General features: G+C 48.5%; 17 protein-coding genes. 9 read left to right on the top strand and 8 right to left on the bottom strand.

Going from position 1 to position 20,280, the window contains the following annotated elements; translation table 11 throughout:
• Positions 1–88: 88 nt before the first annotated feature.
• Together NYE45_RS03525 and NYE45_RS03530 are read right to left on the bottom strand one after the other, a co-directional pair.
• A complete protein-coding gene (locus tag NYE45_RS03525) occupies positions 89–1,408 on the bottom strand; it encodes a glutamate-1-semialdehyde 2,1-aminomutase (RefSeq protein ID WP_340015601.1) in 1,320 nt (439 codons plus the stop codon).
• A 131-nt stretch (positions 1,409–1,539) separates the two neighbouring features.
• A complete protein-coding gene (locus NYE45_RS03530; RefSeq protein WP_076333834.1) occupies positions 1,540–2,583 on the bottom strand; it encodes an LCP family protein in 1,044 nt (347 codons plus the stop codon).
• 128 nt (positions 2,584–2,711) lie between these two features.
• Between NYE45_RS03530 and NYE45_RS03535 the strand changes: the two genes are divergently transcribed.
• The 4 genes from NYE45_RS03535 to bcp are packed head-to-tail and all read left to right on the top strand — an operon-like array spanning position 2,712 to position 5,855.
• On the top strand, positions 2,712–3,758 hold the full coding sequence (locus NYE45_RS03535) for an ABC transporter ATP-binding protein (protein ID WP_036614079.1): 1,047 nt from the start codon (positions 2,712–2,714) through the stop codon (positions 3,756–3,758).
• Between the two features lies 1 nt (position 3,759).
• Positions 3,760–4,554, top strand: coding sequence for an ABC-2 family transporter protein (locus NYE45_RS03540; RefSeq protein WP_062837592.1), 795 nt, complete (start codon positions 3,760–3,762; stop codon positions 4,552–4,554).
• 4 nt (positions 4,555–4,558) lie between these two features.
• The gene (locus NYE45_RS03545) at positions 4,559–5,344 is read left to right on the top strand and encodes an ABC-2 family transporter protein (RefSeq protein WP_253429966.1); all 786 of its coding nucleotides are present in this window, start codon (positions 4,559–4,561) and stop codon (positions 5,342–5,344) included.
• Positions 5,345–5,390: 46 nt separating this feature from the next.
• The gene (gene bcp / locus NYE45_RS03550; RefSeq protein WP_340015602.1) at positions 5,391–5,855 is read left to right on the top strand and encodes a thioredoxin-dependent thiol peroxidase; all 465 of its coding nucleotides are present in this window, start codon (positions 5,391–5,393) and stop codon (positions 5,853–5,855) included.
• Positions 5,856–5,952: 97 nt separating this feature from the next.
• On the opposite strand, the gene NYE45_RS03555 is transcribed toward bcp, so the two are convergent.
• The 6 genes from NYE45_RS03555 to NYE45_RS03580 form a co-directional block, all read right to left on the bottom strand.
• Complete coding sequence (locus tag NYE45_RS03555; RefSeq protein ID WP_340015603.1) at positions 5,953–7,074, bottom strand: endospore germination permease; 1,122 nt, start codon at positions 7,072–7,074, stop codon at positions 5,953–5,955.
• A 28-nt stretch (positions 7,075–7,102) separates the two neighbouring features.
• Entirely contained in the window at positions 7,103–8,230 is a 1,128-nt protein-coding gene (locus NYE45_RS03560; RefSeq protein WP_340015604.1) for an endospore germination permease, read from the bottom strand.
• An 18-nt stretch (positions 8,231–8,248) separates the two neighbouring features.
• Entirely contained in the window at positions 8,249–8,485 is a 237-nt protein-coding gene (locus NYE45_RS03565) for a hypothetical protein (RefSeq protein WP_264935445.1), read from the bottom strand.
• Between the two features lie 6 nt (positions 8,486–8,491).
• Positions 8,492–9,694 carry a Ger(x)C family spore germination protein gene (locus NYE45_RS03570; RefSeq protein WP_340015605.1) on the bottom strand — a complete coding sequence of 401 codons (1,203 nt, stop codon included), beginning with the start codon at positions 9,692–9,694 and terminating at the stop codon, positions 8,492–8,494.
• Positions 9,695–9,714: 20 nt separating this feature from the next.
• On the bottom strand, positions 9,715–11,229 hold the full coding sequence (locus NYE45_RS03575; protein WP_340015607.1) for a spore germination protein: 1,515 nt from the start codon (positions 11,227–11,229) through the stop codon (positions 9,715–9,717).
• A 172-nt stretch (positions 11,230–11,401) separates the two neighbouring features.
• Positions 11,402–12,046 (bottom strand): DedA family protein, encoded by a 645-nt coding sequence (locus NYE45_RS03580; protein WP_264935438.1) that lies wholly within the window; start codon positions 12,044–12,046, stop codon positions 11,402–11,404.
• A 241-nt stretch (positions 12,047–12,287) separates the two neighbouring features.
• Here NYE45_RS03580 and NYE45_RS03585 point away from each other — a divergent pair, with 241 nt between their 5' ends.
• The 5 genes from NYE45_RS03585 (at position 12,288) to guaA (ending at position 20,214) form a co-directional block, all read left to right on the top strand.
• Positions 12,288–13,589 (top strand): polysaccharide deacetylase, encoded by a 1,302-nt coding sequence (locus tag NYE45_RS03585; protein WP_340015609.1) that lies wholly within the window; start codon positions 12,288–12,290, stop codon positions 13,587–13,589.
• 103 nt (positions 13,590–13,692) lie between these two features.
• A complete protein-coding gene (locus tag NYE45_RS03590; RefSeq protein WP_340015610.1) occupies positions 13,693–14,682 on the top strand; it encodes a MoxR family ATPase in 990 nt (329 codons plus the stop codon).
• Positions 14,679–15,938, top strand: a complete 1,260-nt coding sequence (locus NYE45_RS03595) for a DUF58 domain-containing protein (protein WP_340015611.1) — start codon at positions 14,679–14,681, stop codon at positions 15,936–15,938. The genes NYE45_RS03590 and NYE45_RS03595 overlap by 4 nt, the downstream gene beginning before the upstream one ends.
• Positions 15,925–18,285, top strand: coding sequence for a transglutaminase-like domain-containing protein (locus NYE45_RS03600; protein ID WP_340015612.1), 2,361 nt, complete (start codon positions 15,925–15,927; stop codon positions 18,283–18,285). Before NYE45_RS03595 ends, NYE45_RS03600 begins: the two co-directional genes overlap by 14 nt.
• A 390-nt stretch (positions 18,286–18,675) precedes the next feature.
• Positions 18,676–20,214, top strand: coding sequence for a glutamine-hydrolyzing GMP synthase (guaA, locus tag NYE45_RS03605; protein ID WP_253429998.1), 1,539 nt, complete (start codon positions 18,676–18,678; stop codon positions 20,212–20,214).
• The last annotated feature ends 66 nt before the right edge of the window (positions 20,215–20,280 follow it).

Genomic DNA, 20,280 nt, shown 5'->3' on the forward strand with positions numbered 1-20,280 from the left:
TTGATCACTTGTTGGACGCCTTTTCAATGAGTTGTTATCCATCAACCATACAGCTTGTACGCTACATTGTAGATGGACATAATCCGATTTATTCCTGAGCCATCGCCTTGAAGGAAGCTTCCGCGGCTTCCAATGTAGCTTGAACATCGTCGTCTGTATGAGCAGTGGTCAGGAACCAGGCTTCATATTTGGACGGAGCGAGGTTAATGCCACGGTTCAGCATATGACGGAAGAAGGAAGCAAACAGCTCTCCATCCGTGTCTTGAGCATGATCGTAGTTCGTAACGGGGTGGTCACAGAAGTGGGTGGAGAATGCACCACGAATCCGGTTAATCGTTAGATCAATGCCATGACGGTCAGCAGAAGCTTGCAGGCCTGCTGTCAGGTCGATAGCAAGACGTTCCATCTCTTCATATACACCTGCGCCTTGCAGGACCTCCAGACATGCGATACCAGCTGAGATGGATGCAGGGTTACCAGCCATTGTTCCCGCTTGATAAGCCGGTCCAAGCGGAGCAACCTGCTCCATAACGTGTTTGCGTCCGCCGTAAGCACCGATTGGCAGGCCGCCACCAATAATTTTACCAAGAGCCGTCAGATCCGGTTCAATCTCCGCATGATTATCGAGTCCGGCGTACGTCTGTGTAGAACCGTAATGGAAACGGAAAGCCGTAATAACCTCGTCATAGATAACCAGTGATCCGTTAGCGCGTGTCATGGCACAGAGGCCTTCCAGGAAGCCAGGCTCCGGCATAACCATACCGAAGTTACCAACGATCGGCTCAACCATGACCGCGGCAACATCATCACCCCAGCGCTCCAAAGCATCTTTCAGGCCATCCAGATCATTGTAAGGCACAGTAATGACTTCTTGTGCAATACTGGCTGGAACTCCGGCACTGTCGGGAATTCCGAGCGTGGACGGGCCTGAACCGGCAGCTACAAGCACCAGATCGGAGTGACCATGGTAACATCCGGCAAATTTTACGATCTTGTTGCGTTTGGTGTAGGCACGAGCGACCCGAATCGTGGTCATAACGGCTTCCGTACCGGAGTTTACAAAACGAACTTTATCCATGGAAGGAATAGCTTCCTTCAGCATTTTGGCGAGTTTGATCTCAAGTTCAGTCGGGGTACCGTATAGCACGCCATTTGCTGCTGCTTCCGTAATGGCCTGCGTAATATGCGGGTGGGCATGTCCTGTAACAATCGGACCGTAAGCGGCCAGATAATCAATATAACGGTTGTCATCGACATCCCAGAAGTGGGCGCCTTGGGCTTTTTTCATAAATACAGGTGCACCACCACCAACGGCTTTGAACGAGCGTGAAGGGCTGTTAACACCCCCAACAATATGTTCAAGTGCTTCTGCGTATAGGAGTTCGGAACGGGAACGTGATGGTTTCATAAGATAACTTCCTTTCGTAATTCAAAATATAATAAAGGTACAAGCTACAGAAAGATATGATGATTTTCTCATAAAGATATAGCCGGGCACAACGAGAGGGCAGCGTAATGGCTGCCCTCTGCATGTTTACATTACTGAGCCGGTTGCTCTGACTTTTGATCGTCACCACTGGCTGTTTTATCTTCGGTGCTGGTCGTACTATCATCCGTTGTAGCAGGTGGATGAATAATATCCTGAATATGCTGCTTCAGTTTCTCTTCATTCGTAACCGTCAATACTTGTGCTCCACCTGCTGTACGTTCTTCTTTCAACAGGTTCATGGGCGGAATCTGTTCACTGCCATTCATGCTGCTTTGGTATCCAAGTCCACCGAGCTTCCACATATCGGAAAGCGTCAGATTCGTATCTACATACGGATTGACCTGTTCCAGAATGGCAGGCAGCTTGGCGATGGTTGTCGTAGACTGCATTTTTGCCGTTACAGCTTTCAGCAATTCACGCTGACGCTCGGAACGAGCGAAATCCGACATCGCATCATGACGGAAACGAACGTACATGAGAGCTGTCTCACCATCCAGATGCTGATACCCTTTTTTGAGATCAATATCGTATTCGTTATTGTCTGCTTTACTTGTATAGTGCATGTCCTTCTCCACATCAAAATCAACACCGCCAACGGCATCCACCAATTTGATGAATCCTTGGAAATCCGTATACACATAATACTGTACAGGAATGCCAAGCAGGTCACCGGCAGCTTGCATCGCTGCGTTAGGGCCATGGGTGATGGCTGTGTTGATCCGCTCCTTGCCATACCCGTCAATATCGACGTAAGTGTCGCGCAGAATGGAGAACAGATTAATTTTTTTGGTAAGAGGGTCAAGCGATACGACCATCATGCTGTCGGAGCGGGGAACTTCACCTTTTTTCAATCCACGTGCGTCGACACCCATAACGAGAATGTTTACCGTTTCCGTGCCTTCCCATTTTGGTGGGTCAGGCGTATTTACTTTCTCCACATTTTCGATACCTGCGAAGGGTGAATCGTCACCGTCCTTTGCCAAACCGTCCAACTGATTGAGAATAGAACCGAAATAGTATGCCGCTGCTCCTCCGACTATTAACACGAAGGCGGCAAGAGAAATCCAGATGGTTCTCTTCGTCTTTCTGGTCATGCTAGCTCTCCTTTGTATTTGAGATGAAATAAAAAACGAGTTCGGGTATTGCTGAATTTTGACTGATACCATTATAATTTCTTTTTGGGCTACAAGCAATTTCAACAAAATCCAAGTGAGGTATAATCATGCTGGCGATTGATGTCAAAGATTTGCGCAAGTCGTTTAGCGTCCAGAAAAGCCGAGGTGGGCTGAAGGGCGCATTCCAAGACCTGTTTGCACGTCAATACCAGGAGGTATTGGCTGTAAATGATATTTCATTTCAGATTCCGCAGGGCGAAATATGCGGATATATTGGGGAGAACGGTGCCGGTAAATCAACAACAATCAAGATGTTGACCGGCATTTTGGTGCCTACTTCAGGGCAAATATCGGTTGGTGGATATGTTCCGTATCAGGAACGTGAGAAATTTGTACAGAATATTGGTGTTGTTTTTGGTCAGCGCAGTCAACTGTGGTGGGATATTGGCGTTATCGAATCCTTCCATTTATTGCGCAAAGTATATCGTGTCGGAGAGGTCGATTTCCGCAAACGGCTGGATGAACTGGTTGAGCGGCTGCAGCTGCAGGACCTGTTAAGCCGTCCGGTACGTAAGCTCAGTCTCGGTCAGCGCATGCGCTGTGAGTTGGTGGCAGCCTTGTTGCATAACCCGAGTATTGTTTTCCTGGACGAGCCAACCATTGGTTTGGATATTGTCGTGAAGTCGGAGATTCGGGATTTCCTGAAAGACATGAACAAGGAGCATGGAACGACTATTTTGCTCACAACTCATGATTTGCAGGACATTGAGGCCTTGTGTTCCCGGGTCATCATGCTTGATGCAGGCAACATCATTTATGATGGGGGTCTGGATCATCTGAAGTCCCAATGGGGCAAAGAACGGGAGATCCGCTTCAAGTTCGGTTCAGCTCACAACATTAGTCAGATGCAGGAATGGACTGCGGCGTTGCCTGTACGTTGGACAGTTGAGAATGAATTGTCCGCATCCGTATGGATTCCGCTGGAACTGAACGTTTCAGATGTACTCGGACGTGTCGTTGGACAAGCCGATATTACCGATATTCAGATTATCGAGATCAACACGGATGAGATTGTGCGCAGTATATACCAATCCGGTTCCGCCGAGCGTCCCGAGATTGTGGGAGCAGGGAAAGAAGCGGTGGGTGTATCCTGAGATGAATAGTGCATTTATTGATTTTATGCGCATCCGTTTTTTAACGATGCTGGCATACCGGGTGAATTATTACTCCGGCATTTTGATATATACGCTGAATATCGGCGTGTATTACTTTACCTGGCAAGCCATTTACGGTAGCAGTGGTGAACTTGGTGGCTTCACGGCAGCTCAGATGACCACGTATATCGCCGTATCCTGGATGGCACGTGCGTTTTACTTTAACAACCTGGACCGGGAGATTGCCGCAGACATAAGGGATGGGTCCATCGCGATTCAATTCATCAGGCCGATCAATTACGTTATGGTCAAAATGATGCAGGGGCTTGGCGAAGGCATTTTCCGCTTCCTGCTGCTCATGATTCCGGGCATGCTCATTGCCATTTTGCTGTTCCCGGTTGAACTGCCTACGGCGCCATCCGCTTGGATTGGCTTTCTTGTCATGCTGTTCTTCAGTTTCCTCATTAATTCCCAGATTAATGTGATAACGGGACTGGCGGCATTCTTTGTGGAAAACAATGAAGGCATGATGCGTATGAAACGCGTCGTGGTCGATCTGTTCTCCGGTCTAATCATCCCGATCAGCCTGTATCCAGGCTGGATGTCCGCGGTGATGAAGGTATTGCCTTTTCAGGCCATTACGTATCTGCCCGGTTCCGTGTTCACTGGAAGAGTGGAAGGTACCGCCATCTGGAATGTACTCGGTATTCAGGTGTTCTGGTTTGCCGTGTTACTGCTTCCGATGGTACTGATCTGGCGTAAGGCGCGCAAGCGTCTGTTCGTGCAAGGGGGATAACGGAATGTACTATATGGGTCTGATCTGGGAATATTTAAAAAACTATATGAAAACACGCCTGACGTACCGTGCCGACTTCTGGGTGGAGATCCTATCGGATCTGCTGTTCCAGGCCACCAACCTGATCTTTATTTTCGTGGTCTTCCGTCATACAGATAACCTGGGCGGCTGGAGTGAGAGTGAAGTCCTCTTTGTTTATGGATATTTTATGGTGCCCTATGGCATCTTCAGTTGTTTTATCAATCTGTGGGGATTCAGCGAGCGGTACATCGTCAAAGGCGAGATGGATCGTATCCTGACACGCCCTGCACATAATTTGTTCCAGATCTTGCTTGAAAATGTAGACCCGCCTGCACTCGTGGGCTCGTTTATCGGCTTGATCATCATGATCTTCAGTGGCGCAGAGATGGGCTTGGTGCTGGAGTGGTGGCATATCCCTGCATTGATTATTTTGGCACTCAGTTCAGTCATGATCTATGCTGGTATCTATACGACACTGACTTCGTTGTCCTTTTATTCAGACGCGCCAACAGGTATCCTGCCATTGATGTATAACATCCAAGGGTATGGGCGTTACCCGGTAACGATCTACAACCGTGCCATTCAGGTGCTGTTGACCTGGATCATTCCGTTTGCCTTCGTGGGCATCTATCCGGCAGCATTGTTCCTGGAGAGGTCCGAGATGCATCGCATGGCGCTCCTTACACCTGTGATGGGACTGGTATTTGGTTCCATGGGCTTGCTGCTGTGGAATTATGGCGTGAAGCGGTATCGCGGAGCAGGATCATAATAAACGCCCTATAACAATTCATGGGGGAGACTAGGGAGGAATTGACATGACGTTAACTGTAGGTGAATTGGCACCGGATTTTGAGCTTCCGTCAAGTACCGGAGAACCGGTGAAGCTTTCGGATTACCGCGGACAGCGGGTGCTGCTTTATTTTTACCCCAAGGATATGACTTCGTCCTGTACGCAACAGGCTTGTGATTTCCGGGATCGACATGCTGAGTTTGAGGGGCTGAACACCGTCATTCTCGGAATCAGCACCGATCCGATGAAACAACATGATAAGTTTATTGCTAAGTATGGTCTGCCTTTCACTTTGTTATCGGATGAAGAGCACGTCGTAGCCGAGCAATACGGGGTATGGCAGCTGAAGAAAATGTATGGCAAGGAGTACATGGGTATGGTTCGCTCCACTTTTCTGATTGATGAAGAGGGGATGTTAATCAAGGATTGGTCCAAAGTTCGGGTCAAAGGACACATCGAGGCTGCACTTGAGGCTGTACAAGCATTGTAATGATTTAGACATGTGTGAATCTGTGTGAATAAATACATCTTATCCGTATCATCATTAAAGGCTGTGCTTCGCGGAATTCACCGTGAACACAGCCTTTTTAGGTGGGCAATCGTTTAGGATTGGTTGAATTGCTCTTGCCAGAGCGAAGCCGATGCACAAGCAAAAGGAGCAGTGGGATAATAAAACCAACAGTGATATCCCAATCTACCCAAGCGGGCATGATCGTATTGGTGTAGAAGATGACATTGGGAGAAATCAGGACAGCTAAGGCGAATAATAACATCGCTGATGGCAGGACGAGAGGTTTGTATGCCTTTAACCGAAATAGCTGAGCTGTTCCAATGACAAAAGAGAACATGTACAGCAGGCTTTTAAAATAGGTAGAAATTAACCAAGCGGTCGCCATGAACGCCTCAATTCGTTCAAAAAAGTTACCGATATTAATTTTCTGGGACAGGGTATAGGAGATATAGATGTCATGCTGGGTCAGAAAGGGTCCAAAAATCATGAGCGAAATGAGCAATAGTGTGGTTAACAGTAACCCTCCACATAAGGTAGCGAGTAACATGTCACGTTTGATATGAGGTCCGGACATCACATAAGGAAGAACCATGCTAATCACGATTAACTCACCACAAGAAGTAAACGCCCCCCTAATGATGGCCTGAATCAGATGAAGCCAAGGAGTGTTTAAGTATGGCTGTAGATGTGAACTGTTCACTTTGGGCATCAGTCCCAGGAACAATAAAATCATAAAGGCAACAACGACGGGGGTCAGCAGTTCACTGCTACTTCCTATTGTATGCAAGCCATGCATAAGTCCCCAGACCAGAGCGCACATAAGGATAATCAGAATGACCCGGATAGGGGTCTGAAGATAGATCTGTGTGGTCATAAAGTCACCGACTTCACGGATACATATGGCAGCGCCTATGGCGAAATAGAACAGATACGCAGCTGATAAAACAGACCCTGCCCATCGGCCAAGTATTTTTTGGCAGATTTCAATAAGGGATAGCTCAGGATGTGTCTGATGAAGTTTGTATAGCACCCACATGATAAATATGCCGATCGGTTGACCGATAAGAGAACAGATCCAAGCATCCTGTTTACCTAAAGCGGTAACCACTGAGGGATAGAGTAGGATCATGTCTCCAACCATGACGAGGAAGGTGAGCAGTGTAAATTGCCTAATGGTGATTTTTTCGTTAATTAACATAGACCCCGTACTCCTTCCCCCAAAAAAATCAATCCTGTGAGGATTTGTTTTGAGTAACCGATGATTTTCTGTAAGACGACTTGAGCAATTGTATTAGCAGAAGACAGCCCGGAAGAATGATCCCGAGTGTGGTATCCCAATCTACCCAATATGGAACTATGGCGATCACGATAAAGGTTATGCTTGGTGAGATCAGATTGGCTAATCCGAAAACGAGTATGGACGCAGGAAGTACAAGTATCCGATACTGCTTAAGCTTGAACAGTTCAGCACAACCAACAATAAAGGCATATAAATATATCATCGCTTTGAAGTACGTTGAGATCAGCCAGGAAGAAGCCATAATGGCTTCAATACGTTCAAAAAAGCCCCCAATACTGATTTTCTGGGACAAAATAAAAGAAGCATATATGTTATGTTGCGTAAGAAAGGCACCCAAAACCAGCAGGGAGATGGTAACAAGCGTCGCCAATATCAAACTGCCTAAGCCTGCTGCAATAAGTACGTCCCGTGTTCGATGAGCTTGCTTGGCAACGTAGGGCAGAATCATCATGATGGGCACGGCTTCACCAATCGGATATATAATGCTGACCAGAATACCTTGTGCGATGGAGACGACACCCGTATCACTTACTGGCTTCAAATTGCTGGTATCTATCTGAGGAAGAAGGCAGACAGCAAGGACCACAATAAACACAATAACGACAGGCATCAGTAGCTCACTACTTCGTCCCATCGCCTCTAATCCGTGCGATACTCCCCAGCCAATCACAATGACGAACATCAGAATGATGATGCGGATCGGAGTGTACTGAAAGATTTGTGTGGTCATGAAATCGCCGACTTCTCTCGTATGCGTGGAAGCACCAATAATGAAAAAGAACAGGTAGAAGCAGGAAAAGAAAGTACCTGGCCAGAACCCTAGAATACTTCGTGCCATCTGCACCAAGTTTTTTTCCGGATGCACGCTGCACAGCTTCAGGATCATGGCCAGCAGTGCCATCCCCAGGGGAACGCCTATAAAAGCACAGATCCAGGAGTCTTGTTTGGCATAGGATGTGATGACTGAGGGGTAGATCAGCATCATATCCCCAACCACCATCATAAAAGTGAGAGTGGTCAATTGTCTTGTTCCAAGGCGCCCCTGTTCAAGCATAATGGTCCTCTCCTTTTTCTAGGTTCCCGTCAGACGTGCCAAGAATTGATTAACAGGTTCATAGATCCACATGATGATATAGAGCGGACTCGGAAAATCCCACAGGTTTGCTGCAATCACACTGAACCCTGTGGCAATGACGAGCATACCGCTGTACACGGCTGTTTCCCTCCATTCCTTGCGGCGGATGAGACCCGGAAGATCTACCATGCCTACAAGTCCTCCTATGACAATGACAGTAATGGTAATCAACATCCGGCCTCACTCCTTCAGATCATTCTTGAATGAATCATCCAGTGTACCTACACGTTTGATCTGTACATTGGCTTCATACTTAACATCCAGATTCTCGAAATATTTATCCCAGTCATTCTCAATCTTCTTAAAAAATTTAGGATCAGCATGATATACTTCCTGACCAAATCCAAAAATGTCGGCATGGAATTTTCGCCGCACTGAATTCACCGATTGTTCCATCAGTTCTATCAGCCGTTCCTCACTGTCTTTTTCCAGTTCTTTGAGGGTTTCCATCGAACCAATTTTGATTCCGCACTCTACTGCACCAATGGAAGACACATTTTTGATTTTGATGTGGATCACAGGCTGGTCGTCAACGACCTTCGCTTTACGTTCAGTCTTGGTGCGGAGGGCCTTGAAAGTCACATTTCCTCCCTTTCGGCAAGGCAGGTGACTGATGGTAGACACCACATTGTCACGGATATAGTTGTATCCTTTGGATTCATCTTCCGTTAACCAGCCGATCAGTTTGTCCTTCCTGAAGATGCTTAATCCCGTGGAATTCAGACGGGCGGGAGACTTGATTGTGGCAATATTATCTTTGCTCCCGCTGTTCTCTGAATTGCCAATAATCTCTACACCGGTGATTACGGGCTGTATTCCGGGAGTCAGCATATATTCGATTAATTGGTCTCCGGTTACGGTTGTTGTGGGAGACCAGGTTTTGGAGGATACGTCCAGAGAATTAAATAACTTCTCCGCAGGAATATTTTCCAATGGGGTAAGCACGTCCAGTACTTTGGAAGCTGTTGTACTTCGAGCAACCATGACGTAATAATCGGGCCGGACGGTAGGTTCCCGCATTAATGCTTCCATAACATCGTAAATTCCCTCTTTGCGGGCATATTCTTCGCCAAATACCAGTACGCGGATATGCGCCATGAATATGCGGCGTGGACTTGTCTCGGTCAGCTTCTGAATCGCTTCAAACAAAGTAGGGGCGGACGCCTGATATTGCGTAACAGGAGTACCTTTTCCACCCCCGGCTTTGGAGGAGACCTCATTTGGCACAACGACCTGAGCACTCACTTTAATCAAATCGCCATCCTTGTCCACACCGAGACCGAGCATAATGCCAAGTTCATTGAGTTCCTGACGATCCCAACATCCGGTAAGGAGAGGGAAAAGGAATGCAATGCATAAAATCAATCGGAGGCACTTGTTCATACGTTGTTCTCCTTACCGAATTAACGCTTCATTTTTTTGTTGGCTTGTCTGGTTTTGTTCGGAGTACCCGTAGAGAGTGGCCGGGTTTTCATATGGGACCAGGGTACACGAAACAGAGTATCCTTCAGATCTTTCTGAATGAAAGGTGCAAAGGGAGACATATACGATACGCCAAAAGAACGCAAGCTGCACAGATGTGTAACCGTAATGAGCAGAACAATTAGAATACCGTAGAAACCAAAAGCTGCCGCCAGAATCATCAATACAAAGCGTAGAATTCGGACAGAGATAGACAATCCATTCTCTGGTATGACATAACTGGATATCGCTGTAATGGAAACGATAATAACCATGGCAGCCGAAACAACCCCTGCATCTACGGCGGCTTGGCCAATGACCAGCGTTCCGACAATGGAAACGGCCTGACCAACTGTTTTTGGGATACGTATACCTGCTTCTCGTAAAATTTCATAGGTCAATTCCATGAGTATGGCTTCAATGAATGCGGGAAAAGGAACGCCTTCACGTTGAGCTGCCAGACTAATGAGCAGATTGGTGGGCAACATTTCCTGGTGAAAGGTGGTAATGGCAATATAGAAGGATGGAGCGAGTAGAGCGATAAAAAAGGACAGATAACGAATCATACGAATCAATGTGCTGATATCGGCCCGTTGATAATAATCCTCCGGTGATTGGAAGAAATGCACGAACAATGCCGGAACTAGCAGTACAAAAGGCGTACCGTCTACGATGATAGCTACTCTGCCCTCAAGCAAGGCAGCACAAACCGTATCTGGACGTTCACTATTGTAAACGGTGGGGAATAGCGTGCCTGTCTCGTCTTGTACAAGTTCTTCGATATACCCGCCTTCCAGAATCCCGTCAATATCAATCTCATCAAGCCTGCGCCTTAGTTCCTTCACGACCCCCGGATCGACGGTATGTTCCAGATATAAGACGGCAACTCTTGTTTTGGTGACTCGGCCAATCTCCCTTTCTTCGATCCAGAGATGAGGGTCACGAATCCTTTTGCGAATTAAGGAAGTATTCGTACGCAAATTTTCATTAAATCCTTCCATAGGACCGCGCACAACGGTTTGTGAGATAGGCTCACCAACAGCACGGTCTTCCCAACCAGCCGCGTCAATTTTTAACCCGCGTACACACCCTTCGATAAGCAGGATAGCGGAACCTGATAGGAGAGCATTAAGCACATCTTCCATGTCATCCACGAATACTACATTGCTCGCAGCCAGAATGTCATTTTGGAGGTAGCTTAGATGCTCATCATCTGCCAAGAATTCCGGAAGTTCATGCGTCTTTAACAGGGATTCCAGGATGGAATGATTCAGGATATGTACGTCCACCAACCCATCGATGTACAACATGACGGCAGGCCATTTATGCAGACACTGCAAAGGGCGCATCATCAAGTCGTTGCTGTTCCCCATCACCTGCTTGCAATATTCTGTATTTTCGCTCAGATCCGGAGAGATCTGCCTCTGATCTTGACGGTCCTGCGTTGCGTCGCTCATACCTTCACCTCCCTATACACCCTATATTTGCAAGTTAGTATGACCTGGATGAATTCGGATTATCACAAATACCTAAAAGAATGATTAGTTCTTACATCGTTGGAATAAACGCAAAAAAAGGAGCCGCGATGACATGCGGCTCCTTACTTATAGATAGACGTTCATTTAAATTTTACTTTTGTCTTTGTCGAACAGGGGTGGGCTTGGATACGGATCTCGCTGCCCATGCTTTGCGGTAACGGTAAAGCACGGCTGCGATGAGCAATAAGCCGATTCCTCCCACGATGTATGCTGCATATTGATGAGCCAGGTGGAATACGGCATTCCACTGGGGGCCAAATATTTTGCCAATGCCCAGAAATAGCACAACCCAGAACAACGCGCCTGAGTAAGCGTAGAGAGCGAATTTACGAAAAGGAACAGCGGCTATGCCTGCGAAATATCCGGTGAAATGTCGTACTCCCGGAATGAAATAACCGATGAAGATCAAGGCATTACCATACTTGGCAAACCACTTTTGCGTTTTATCGAGCTTGTCCTGCTTCAGCAGAAACCATTTTCCGTATCGTGTGATGAAGGGCAGACCTGCTTTGGCTCCAATAAAATAAGTGATTGTCATGCCAATCGTCGTTCCCAGAAAAGCCAGTATGGTGAGGATTCCAAAGTCCAGATGTCCCTTATAGGAGAGAAACCCTGCGTAAGCCATCGTTGTTTCACCCGGAAAGGGGAGTGCGATGAATTCAAGCAACAAGCCAAAAAACAAGACACTGTATCCGTAGGACCCAAACAGATGTTGGATCTTCTCAAGCAATTCCAATAGATTTCACTCTCCTGAAGACGGGGTGGGAGCATGATTCCTCTCCAAGGTGTTTTGTACACGTTCTGCCTGTCCATTATGCTACCTAATCCTAGGCGAAGAATCAATCACGCTCCATACCAAATTGTGAAAAATTATTAAACAAAATCGCGTCTTTTTTCAATGAAGCCTCCATATAATTCTAACAAATCTGCTGAAGTCTATCAGCAAATTACTAGAGACGGTGGAGGTCGATTCGTAAATGGTACAGAGACCGGAATTTAGCATCAAGGAAAAAGGGGAAAACTCCGCAACATCCATACATAGGTTTTTATCTGGACAATGGTCTGTCATTCTAGTGCGAATTGCTATATTGTTATGTGCATTTGCTGTATATGCAGGCACGGCTGACGCCTCTTCTGCTTCTGGCTCAGATGAGCCTGTCTCGGCAGAAAAGAATAATCAAGATAAGGTAGTCTATCTGAGTTTTGACGATGGACCGGGTAACCATACCCGTGAAGTATTGGATATTTTACACAAGGAGCAGGTTACGGCTACATTTTTCGTATTGGGTGAGCAGGCAGAGCGTTATCCCGAGTTAATCCGGGCACTTGTGGAGGATGGACATGCACTGGGCAATCATACGTTCAATCATCAATATGAACAGCTGTACAGTGATTTCAAAGTGTTCTGGAAACAGATCAAGCAGACAGAGGCAGTGCTGGAGCGTATCACCGGCTTCCGTCCGGATCTGGTGCGAGCACCTGGCGGTACCTATGGACATTTTGACCAAAGTTATTTTGATTTGCTCCAACTGGGTGGATACACGGTCATGGACTGGAACGTCGACAGTGGGGATTCCAAGCGCAAAGGTGTCCCTGCCAAAGAAATTCTCAGCAATTCGACCAAAGTACCTGCGGGAGCACGTTCGGTCATAGTTCTGATGCATGACGGAGGCGCACATGCTGAAACGGTAAAAGCACTTCCGGGTATTATCAAATATTATCGTGATCACGGATATCGTTTTGACACCATGAAGAGTACGGATCAACCGGTTCAATTCCGTGTACATCCAGATGGTAAGTATAAGGCGCGCAAGGCACCAGGAAAGGCCTGGATCGCAGAGCATGTAGAAGCGAATGCGACGTTGTGGCTTGCAAGCAAGAAGCTGAAGGTAGAGGTGGGGTTGGCTGCGGCTACCTTGCAACCGGGTGAGTTTCGCATGGAAGGTCAGAGAATCATGGTGCCTTTGCGTACATTTATGAAAAAATTCGGGGGCAGCACTCGCTGGGACCCTGAAACAAGGACAGCCACAGCTGTATGGAAGGAAAGAACGATTCATGCAGACAGTGTGAGCGGAACACTGACAACGACGGGTGCAATTGAAACGGGAGCAGTACAGAGTAAGGGGGGGACCATCTGGGTTCCGTTACGTGAGTTGCTGGAGCAGATGGGATTAAGGGTGAATTCCTTAACCAGTAATGAAGCAGAGTGGTCGGTGAAGGCAGGATCTTCCATATCCATTTCGGCAATGAACTTCATATATAAGTATAAAATGATCTGAAGAAAGTCATTCTTGCAGGACTATTCTCTCTACTTCCGGGCAACACTGAATCATAGATTACTATGGCTCAGAAATGCTGGTAGTTGGAAGGAGATTAGGAGAAATGTCTTATATTCGAATGGAACATGAACATGCAGTTGAATTGCTAAACAGGGTCATGAAGCGTGTTGAAAGTGTGATTATTGGCAAAAAACAAGAGATTCGTTATGTCCTCACTGCAATGCTCAGTGGAGGTCATGTACTTCTCGAAGATGTACCGGGTACGGGGAAAACGATGCTGGTTCGTGCTGTTGCTTCTGCGCTGGATTGCTCCATGGGCCGGATACAGTTCACGTCCGATGTGATGCCGGCAGATGTTACGGGCACTTCAATCTATCACCCGCATACAGCTGAATTCAAGTTTCGGCCCGGACCCGTCATGTCCAACATCGTACTGGCTGATGAAATAAATCGGGCTTCACCCCGTACTCAGTCTGCCCTGCTGGAGGCAATGGAGGAACGACGTATTACGGTTGATGGCACAACCTATGCCTTGCCACGCCCATTCTTTCTGCTGGCTACACAGAACCCGTTACAGTTCGAGGGTACGTACCGTCTGCCTGAAGCGCAGCTGGATCGATTTATTATGAGGATTGGACTGGGGTATCCCGATCCAGAGCAGGAACTGGAATTGTTAACCCGCATGCAAGGTAGAGAAGAGTTTGATGAGCTTCGCCCTGTCCTGCTTGCTGAAGAGGTCGTAGCCATGCAGCGTGAAGTCAAACAGGTACATGTTGATCCGGTCGTTAAACAGTATCTGGTGGCAGTTGCTGTGGCCTCTCGCAGCCTTCCGGCGGTAAGACTGGGCATCAGCCCACGTGGGACATTGGCCTGGATGGCTGCTGCGCAATCATTTGCCTATCTTCAAGGACGCAGCTATGTCATTCCGGATGATGTAAAAGAGGTGGCTGTGCCTGTTCTTTCCCATCGTATTCAATTAAAGGCCCAGAACAGAGCGGAGATTTGGGGGCAAGTACAAGTCATTGAAGAAGCGTTGTCATCGGTCCCGGTACCTGTACAAATGGCATCACAGGGAAGGGGACGCAGGCAATGACTGCTCTGGGACAACGGATTTTGAGTGCTGTCTTGGTGGTGGCTTTCGCTTCCTTGTATCAGTGGCATGGGGGCAGAGCGGCGTTGTTTCTATCCATTATGGCTTTCTTGATGTTCACAGGAGGTCTGCTTCTCCATTGGTTCAGACCACGGCGTATTCACATCCATCGGAAAATGCACACGAACCGGATTGAGGCAGGCGAGCAGGTGCGGGTTCTGGTCGAGCTGGAATTCGAATGCCGTATTCCATTGTTATGGATCGTTCTGTGTGAGAACACACCTGCAGGTGTTCATCGCAAATTGATTTTTCCGGGAACACGGCGTCAATTTACCTATCAATATGAATGTTCTGGTTTACGCAGAGGAGTCTATAGATGGGATACCGGAAGATTGTACTGGGGAGATATTTTTGGCTGGAATACGCTATCCGCAGAGACCACAGGTGACACGCCCTTGATTGTTGTTCCTCAAGCAACGGCTTGGGGGAAGGGAGAATCGGTAGAATTCGCAGCGATGATCGAAGGGACGCTGTCTGAACGAAGAAACAGTCAGGGAAACCGTAGTCCTGAATTCCGTGAATATCAGCAGGGGGATCCGCTGGGACGTGTTCATTGGAAAAGTACAGCCAAAACGGGTCGACTTCAGACCTTTTTGCCCGAAACCACAGATTTAGCTTCGCTGGGCATCCTTGTATATGAAGCCGCGTCGGGTTATGACGTGAAACAGGCAGGGATCATGGATTCACCTGCTTTTGAACGTGTGGTTCGTGCAGCTGCCCGCTGGGTTCATACCGCTGAACGGGATGACATTCCTTATCATCTGTGGATGGAAGGTGGCAATAAGAGCTATGACCCACAAGATCACAGGCAACAGGGACCATTCCATACGAATGATGAGAATCATGGACTGGACAAGCTTGCGGGAGCACGAATATCCAAGGCGGAATCGGTCTCGATTTCGCTCCGCACGGAGATGCTGGATAGATTGGCGAGCGGGTCTCGTATTGTGGTTCTCACAGGTAAGCTGGATCAGGTTCTGGCAGAATGGATCATGTCTGTAATCGGGTTGGGTTACCGCGTAGAGGTGCAGCTGACTGAATCGATCCAGTTAGGATCAACCGATAGGTCGATGAATGGATTGGGATATGACAGTTTGAGTTTGGAGCAGCTTCGTCACAGTGGGGTGCCGATCCATTCGGTCACAGAGAGCGCGTTATCTTCAATGGGAAAGGCGGAGGTAACGGATGTGGGAGCATAATGGAAACGATCGACCGAATTCTACTGTGGTAGACAGGGAGTCCTTAGAAGCCAATATAGAATCGGCTCATTTTGTATATCAAGCTGTGAACCAGACAATGGTAACCGATGTAAAGGGTGAAGGTCATGTTGCAGTACCTGTCCTGTACAAAATTTTTATTTCGGCCATTTTACTCATACTGTCTCTGGAATGGATATATCCTGTTACGTCATCGAATCAGCAGGGCAGTGAACGGTTCTTGTCCGTGATGGCGGGATTAACGGGAGCTTTGCTGCTCGCGGGGTTAATTCGTACAGGCTGGGTCACGGGAGCGCTGATCCGATTGGTCATTGCACTTGCTGCTCTATGTCTGATGTACGGAGGAAGTGATCCTGCCCGTTGGGCGGTTGCTTACCCGGGAATACTTTCAGCGGATATGGACACGTTTATGAATAACTGGCGATTTCATTCAATTAGTACAGAAACGAGAGGTTTGTTCATGATGTGCGGCTGGAGCATGCTCATGGCTTCGGTACAATCCCTTGTATTGCACCGTCGTAGCGTTATGCTGTTTGGCAGTGCAACGGTTCTCTATTTGCTTCTGCTGGAATCCTTTGCTGGGCTGGATGTGTATGCTTCGGTGATACGGTCTGTCCTATGGATTTTTCTTATTCAGGCGCTGCTTCAGCTACTTCGTCTTAATGGAGGAGTCACTACCCCGAGTTATCGCGGCAGTCCCTATGGCCGTTGGAGTGTGGTAACCATTGTGGCTTCCGCAGGCATGGTACTTTGCTCTGCATTACCTGGTCAGTTCGCTTCCATACCTCAACCGGAACGCATATCCCTGGAGCAGATGGGTGAACGCTTAGCCCGCTGGGCAGGTTATACGCAGCAAGGTAGTATCCCTGCTGCAACAGCGGTCACGGGATATAGCACAGCGGATGCGCCAATGGGAGCACCTCTGGTGCAGGGCAATTCCATCTTTTTTACGGCGAAAAGTCCGGAAGTGACGTATTGGCGGGGAGAGACCCGTTCATATTATAACGGTAGTACTTGGAGTGATCCTGGTCAAAGCTTTGAAACGGCGAGTCCGTCTGGATTGCTGCGAACAGATGGATGGGAGAATCCAACCTTTTGGAGTCGCATTCGTCAAACCGTCACGATGCAGCGAGAGTGGAAAGGACCAAATCCACTTTTTACCGGGGGCATACCGGTTAACGTATCGTTTCAGGATAAGAATAAGGATAATCAGGAGAACATGCTTTCTTTGCTGTCTAATCGAGATTCCGCAACGTTGTGGCTCGCAGGCTCCGGGAATGATAAGACGGTTAAACATTATACAGCGGACATCATGGTTCCAGTGGCATCGCCTGAACAGTTACGTCTGCTTGGGGAGACGGATAAAGGGAAAGATCCGGCCTCTATTCGGAGGACATATCTGCAATTGCCCGCGACACTCCCGGGTCGAGTGAAGAGTCTCGCCAAAGAAATCATGCAAGGAAGTGATACGCGTTATGACGCTGTGCAAGCCGTGAAAACTTATCTGGCTGCTCATGCGGAATACACGTTAGATACCCGTATGCCACCGCGAGGAACAGATTTTGTGGACGATTTTCTATTCGTCACACGGCAGGGGTATTGTAATCATTTCTCGACAGCCATGATTGTGCTGCTGCGTGCAGAGGGCATCCCCGCACGTTGGGTGAAAGGCTTTGGCCCGGGCGTAGCTGACCCGGAAATGCCCGGTCAGTACATGATTTCCCAGGGAGATGCACATTCCTGGGTAGAGGTGTATTTTCCAGGTGCAGGCTGGATGCCGTTCGAGGCTACGCCAGGCTTCACCATGGCGCAAGGCGTTGGCGAAGATGTCGCAGCGCTCGCCGGGCCGCAGGCAGGTGAAGTGACTCCGCCGATGACTAACGGCGGAGTGGCTTACGCGGGCGCATGGCTGCTCGCCCGCGCACGGGCCCTTGCCGCGGAGCCATGGCTCGCGGCAGCCCTTGTGGCAGCGGCCCTGCTGGGCGCCGCTGCTATGATCCGCATGCGGCGGCTACGCCCCGCGCTGCGGATCAGGCTGCTGCTGGCGTGGCCACGCAGCAGCTTCCCCGACCGCGAGCGGCTGCTGAGTGCCGCCGCTCCGGTCTGGGCCGCGCTCGCGCGCCGGTACGGCCCGCGGCCGCCGGGTATGACGCTGCGTGAATATGCAGCGTCACCGGCTTTGGCCGCAGGCGCGGGCGGCGCGGACATCGCGCGGTTTGCAGCCGACTGGGAACGGCTGCTGTACGGGCCAGACCGTCCGCTGCGTGCGGACAGTCTGGACTTCCTGCGCCGGGCACTTCGTTTGGCCCGGCGTTTGCAGGCGTTGTAACACAAGGGTGTTAACAACGTTACACCAAAGATGCGAAGCAGCTGCCATACAATCGCTATCGCTTTCCAATAGAGCTCGGCCACTTGTGGGTAGCTTGCGGGCAGATGAAGATCGCCATTGCTGGCGCACTGTTTTTAAACGCAGCGTTTGGTTCATCGCTGCATGCCATACATAAGACGCCTTTCGCGCTGCGCTGCGAACGAGGCGTCTTTCCACGATCATACACTTGAACCAGCATCTTGCTGCCAAGCTTTCTATTCGGAATTTCATATTTAAAGGCATTCGGTAACCCTTGTTTTGAAATGTCGAAAAAAGGAGTTTCGCCTTTCCTTGACGGTATGTTTTGTCGTTGCGTATAATTAGTTTCATTGAATTGAGGGAGGCACGGTTATGAATAAGCAGAATGAGATTGTGGTTGTCCTTGACTTTGGGGGCCAATACAACCAGTTAATCGCCAGAAGAATCCGGGATCTTGGCGTCTACAGCGAGCTTTTGCCGTATAATACACCGGCGGAAAAGATCGCAGAAATGGCACCAAAAGGAATTGTATTCTCGGGTGGTCCGTCCAGCGTATACGCTGAGAACGCTCCACACGTGGATCCGGCTGTCTATGACCTAGGCTTGCCGATCTTCGGTATTTGCTATGGAATGCAGCTTATGGCTCAACAGCTTGAAGGTAAAGTAGAACGTTCCGAGAAGCGAGAGTACGGTAAAGCAGACCTTGAGTTTGCTGCTGGATCTACACTGGCAAAAGGCATTGAAGGCGAACATACCGTATGGATGAGTCACGGTGACCACGTGGTTACACTTCCTCCAGGTTTCAAACTGGATGCAGGCACGGAAAGTGCGCCAATCGCTGCCATGAGCGACGATGAGCGTAAATTGTATGCTGTTCAGTTCCATCCGGAGGTACGTCACTCTGTTCGCGGTAACGACATGATTCGTAACTTCCTGTTCGAAATCTGTGGTTGCGAGGGCAACTGGACGATGGAGACATTTATCGATGACACGATCAAAGACATTCGTGAAAAAGTGGGCGACAGTAAAGTACTGTGTGCGCTTAGCGGCGGTGTAGATTCTTCCGTTGTAGCTGCATTGCTTCACAAAGCCATTGGTGATCAACTGACATGTATGTTTATCGACCACGGTCTGCTGCGCAAAGGCGAAGCGGAAAGTGTAATGGAGACGTTTGTCGGCAAATTCGACATGAAAGTTGTCAAAATTGATGCACAAGAGCGCTTTATGTCCAAACTGGCTGGCGTGGATGATCCAGAACAAAAACGTAAAATTATCGGTAACGAGTTTATTTACGTATTTGACGAAGAGTCCAAGCAGTTCGATGATTTTGCATTCCTGGCGCAAGGTACACTGTACACGGACATCGTGGAAAGTGGTACAGCGACTGCACAGACCATCAAATCCCACCACAACGTGGGCGGTCTGCCTGAAGACATGAACTTCAAACTGATCGAGCCACTGAGCACGCTGTTCAAGGATGAAGTACGTAAAGTCGGTACCGAGTGTGGCCTGCCGGACGAAATTGTACACCGTCAGCCGTTCCCTGGTCCGGGTCTTGCGATCCGTGTTCTTGGTGAAGTTACTGAAGAGAAACTTAAAATTGTTCGTGATTCAGACTACATCCTGCGTGAAGAGATTGCCAAAGCCGGTCTCGACCGTGAAATCTGGCAGTACTTCACAGCCCTGCCTAACATGAAGAGTGTCGGCGTTATGGGTGATGCGCGTACGTATTCCTACACTGTAGGTATCCGTGCTGTAACATCCATCGACGGTATGACTGCAGACTGGGCACGTATCCCTTGGGATGTGCTGGAGAAAATCTCCGTACGGATTGTTAACGAAGTTGATAACGTAAACCGTATCGTCTATGACGTAACATCCAAACCACCTGCAACGATCGAGTGGGAATAAGGCATATACCTTTAACAATAGAGTGAAAATGACTCTCTTTTATCTGCGTTGTTTCGCAAATAGAAG

The organism is Paenibacillus sp. FSL K6-1318 (assembly GCF_037976905.1).
GTDB classification, from domain to species: Bacteria; Bacillota; Bacilli; order Paenibacillales; family Paenibacillaceae; genus Paenibacillus; species Paenibacillus amylolyticus_A.